The organism is Fulvivirga aurantia (genome assembly GCF_009711475.1).
GTDB lineage: Bacteria > Bacteroidota > Bacteroidia > Cytophagales > Cyclobacteriaceae > Fulvivirga > Fulvivirga aurantia.
This window is the reverse complement of sequence record NZ_SMMD01000466.1, coordinates 1-3,011: the sequence shown is the minus strand read 5'-3', so window position 1 is coordinate 3,011 and position 3,011 is coordinate 1. Positions and strand designations below refer to the sequence as shown.

Below are 3,011 nucleotides of genomic sequence, written 5' to 3'. Positions count from 1 at the left end.
CCTATACTTGTAATAGTGGGGTATTACCTCGGTGGATGGTGGAATTTTATCGCTGTGATAGAGGTGTTTTTTATTTTACCTCTAATCGATAGATTGTTAGGAATCAACAAAGAAAACGTACCCAATGAAGAAGAAGCTTCAGTGGCCAATGATTTCTATTATCGCTTTATCACTTACTTGTGGACGTACTTTCAGGTTGCTTTTGTTGCCTGGGGTATTTACGTGACTGCATTTGGCAATATTACACTTTGGTATGAGTGGACCGGCTTTTTATTGAGCTTTGCCCTTGTCACTGGCGGTGTTGGAATCACCGTGGCACATGAGCTAGGTCATAAAAAATCGGCTACAGAAAGGCTTTATGCAAAAGTATTGCTCCTCACTGTGAGCTATATGCATTTTTATATTGAGCACAACAAAGGACACCACGTCCAGGTGGCCACTCCTGAGGATCCGGCAACTGCCAGAAAAAATGAAAACTTCTTCGCCTTTTGGCTCAGGTCAGTAGTGAAAGGTTACGGTCACGCCTGGCACATCGAAAATAAGCGACTTGAACGTAAAGGCAAGTCAGCATTCAGTCTGGCAAACAATATGTTATGGTTTACGCTTCTTCCAATTTTGCTGTGTGGAGCAATAACACTCGGCTTTAGCCTCTATGCCAATCAGTTTGTGTGGCAAGTGCCTGCCTTCTTTTTCGGGCAAAGTTTTTTAGCGTTTAGTCTTCTGGAGTTGGTAAATTATGTTGAACACTACGGTATCATGCGCAAAAAAGATAGCCATGGTCGCTATGAGCGCGTCACACCTATACACTCATGGAATGCAAGCCATTTGCTTAGCAATTTCTTCTTATTCCAATTACAAAGGCATTCAGACCATCATGCAAATGCCATAAAAAGATATCAGGTATTAAAGCATTATGACGAGAGTCCACAACTCCCTGCTGGCTACCCAACCATGATCATGATTGCTATGGTGCCTCCACTGTGGTTTAGTTTAATGAACAAACGGCTAGAAAAGTGGCATGCTGAAAAAGCGCCTGCTATGGGTTAAGACTGGCGCTGTGGAACGTCCGGGATTTTGATAAAGACGCTGGTTCCTTTTTCTACTTCAGAGCAAATATCGATGGTACCCCCTAAATTTTCTACAGACTCCTTTACAATATAGAGCCCTAATCCGGATCCAAATTTACTATCATTTGCTCTGTAGAACATCTGGTAAATTTTTGGTAGATACTCCGGATCAATACCTATACCATTATCTTCAATATCTAAGCAAATTTGATTAGACTTTTTATATACGTTTATATTTATATAACAATCCTTTTTTTCTGTGTGACAATACTTAATGGCATTAGAAATCAGGTTGTTAAGAATAATTCTCAACCTACTTTTATCAGCCATATACGTCCCTTGCTCTACCTTCACCTCAGTCTTCACTCTATCGCAATTTTCCATGTAGCGATATGAGTCTAGTATTTCATTGATTAGATCCTTAAAATCAATATCCTCAAGCACAACATCCAGGCGTGAGTTTTTAGAATAATCAATTACTTCTTTGATAAACGTGTCAAGCTTCAATACACTTCCACGCATCATTTTTATGAGTTCTTCACGCTTTTTCTTTTCTTTTTCTAATTCGTAGAGGTCAAGTAGACCCGTAAGCGATGAAAGCGGGGCTTTGAGATCGTGTGAGGCCGAATACACAAACATATCTAACTCCTTATTGGTCTGAATCAACTCATCATTAGTCTGTTGAAGAAGTTCCGTACGCTCCTCTACTACCCTGTTTAAATGTCGCTCAAGATTTTTTAATCTTATGGTATTGAATTTATTGATAAATACGATGACCACGATGGTGCCCAAGACAGCCAGGGCTATAAACCACCATTTGAAATATATAGGCTGGTCTACTTCAAAACTTACATGCAATGGCTCACTCCATAAATAGTCGCCTTGCTGTTTTGCTCTTATGGAGATTGTATACTTGCCTTGCTGAGCATTTGGTATTTGGATGAAATTTCTATTTCCTATGCTGGTCCACTCTTTGGCATCTCGCCCTTTAATCTCATATTCGATAGAATTGCCAGGCAGTGTGAGTGAATTAAAAGTGACTTTTACGAAAGCATTATTACGAATCAATGTACCATTAAGCTCGTCAACAGATAATTTCTGAGCATCTAATTCTATACCTGAAACTAATGGTTTTTTCGTTTTGAAAAGATCTCCATTTCCATCTTCTGCATAAGAAATGCCCTTTGCTGTACCCACCCAAATAGTGCCCCTTTGGCCCATTCTCAAAGCACGTGGGTTTCCAGACCGCGAATTCAACCCTGAAGACTCGTTGAATAATAAAAATTCTTTACTCCTAAGATTATACCTGGCTACACCATTTGTTGTAGAAAACCACAAATAATTTTTACCCAACTCAACCGCTTTTACAGGTAATCCTGTAAGTGTGGCTCCCAGGTCGATTGGCTTAATCTCCTCATTATGATACAACATAAGACCAGCGGTAGTAGCCAACCAGACAGAATCATTTCTACTGGCTAAATCTATGACTTCAAAGTCTACATTCAACTCTTGGTTTAAAGTGGCACTCTTATTCACAAACTGATCGGCCTCAACATCATACTTATATAGGTAAGAATTTTCGCCCGAGCCACCAGCCCAAAGGTCTCCGTTGGTATCAGAAGACAAAATTAGAATCCGTGAGAAAATACCCTTTTCCTCACGATACTCCTGCCTCATGCCTTCTTTCGTGAGTTTCACCAGGCCGGGTGCATTATCCTGACTTACCCACAGCTCACCTCTTTTATCCATATGGATGTTAAAAGAAAAGAGCCCCCTTTCTGACAGGTCGATTGAGAACTGTTTTGTATCCTTCACATACTGATGCACGATATATTTATCGCTAACCCATAATGTGTCATTTCTACCCGTGATACTTAAAAAATAGGCGCCATTGTCAAAATCAATAACTCTCTCCTGGTAGCCATTATTCGTTTTTAAGATCTT

Annotated in this window: 2 protein-coding genes; one reads left to right on the top strand and one right to left on the bottom strand. The window is 40.0% G+C overall.

Features of this window, described 5'->3' with window-relative positions:
• Positions 1–1,047, top strand: a 1,047-nt coding sequence (locus E1176_RS03125) for an alkane 1-monooxygenase (RefSeq protein ID WP_155209121.1), incomplete at its 5' end; no start/stop codon positions are given.
• Here E1176_RS03125 and E1176_RS03120 read toward each other — a convergent pair.
• The coding region (locus E1176_RS03120) for a sensor histidine kinase (protein ID WP_155209120.1) at positions 1,044–3,011 on the bottom strand (1,968 nt) is incomplete at its 5' end. The two genes, E1176_RS03125 and E1176_RS03120, sit on opposite strands and share 4 nt — an antisense overlap.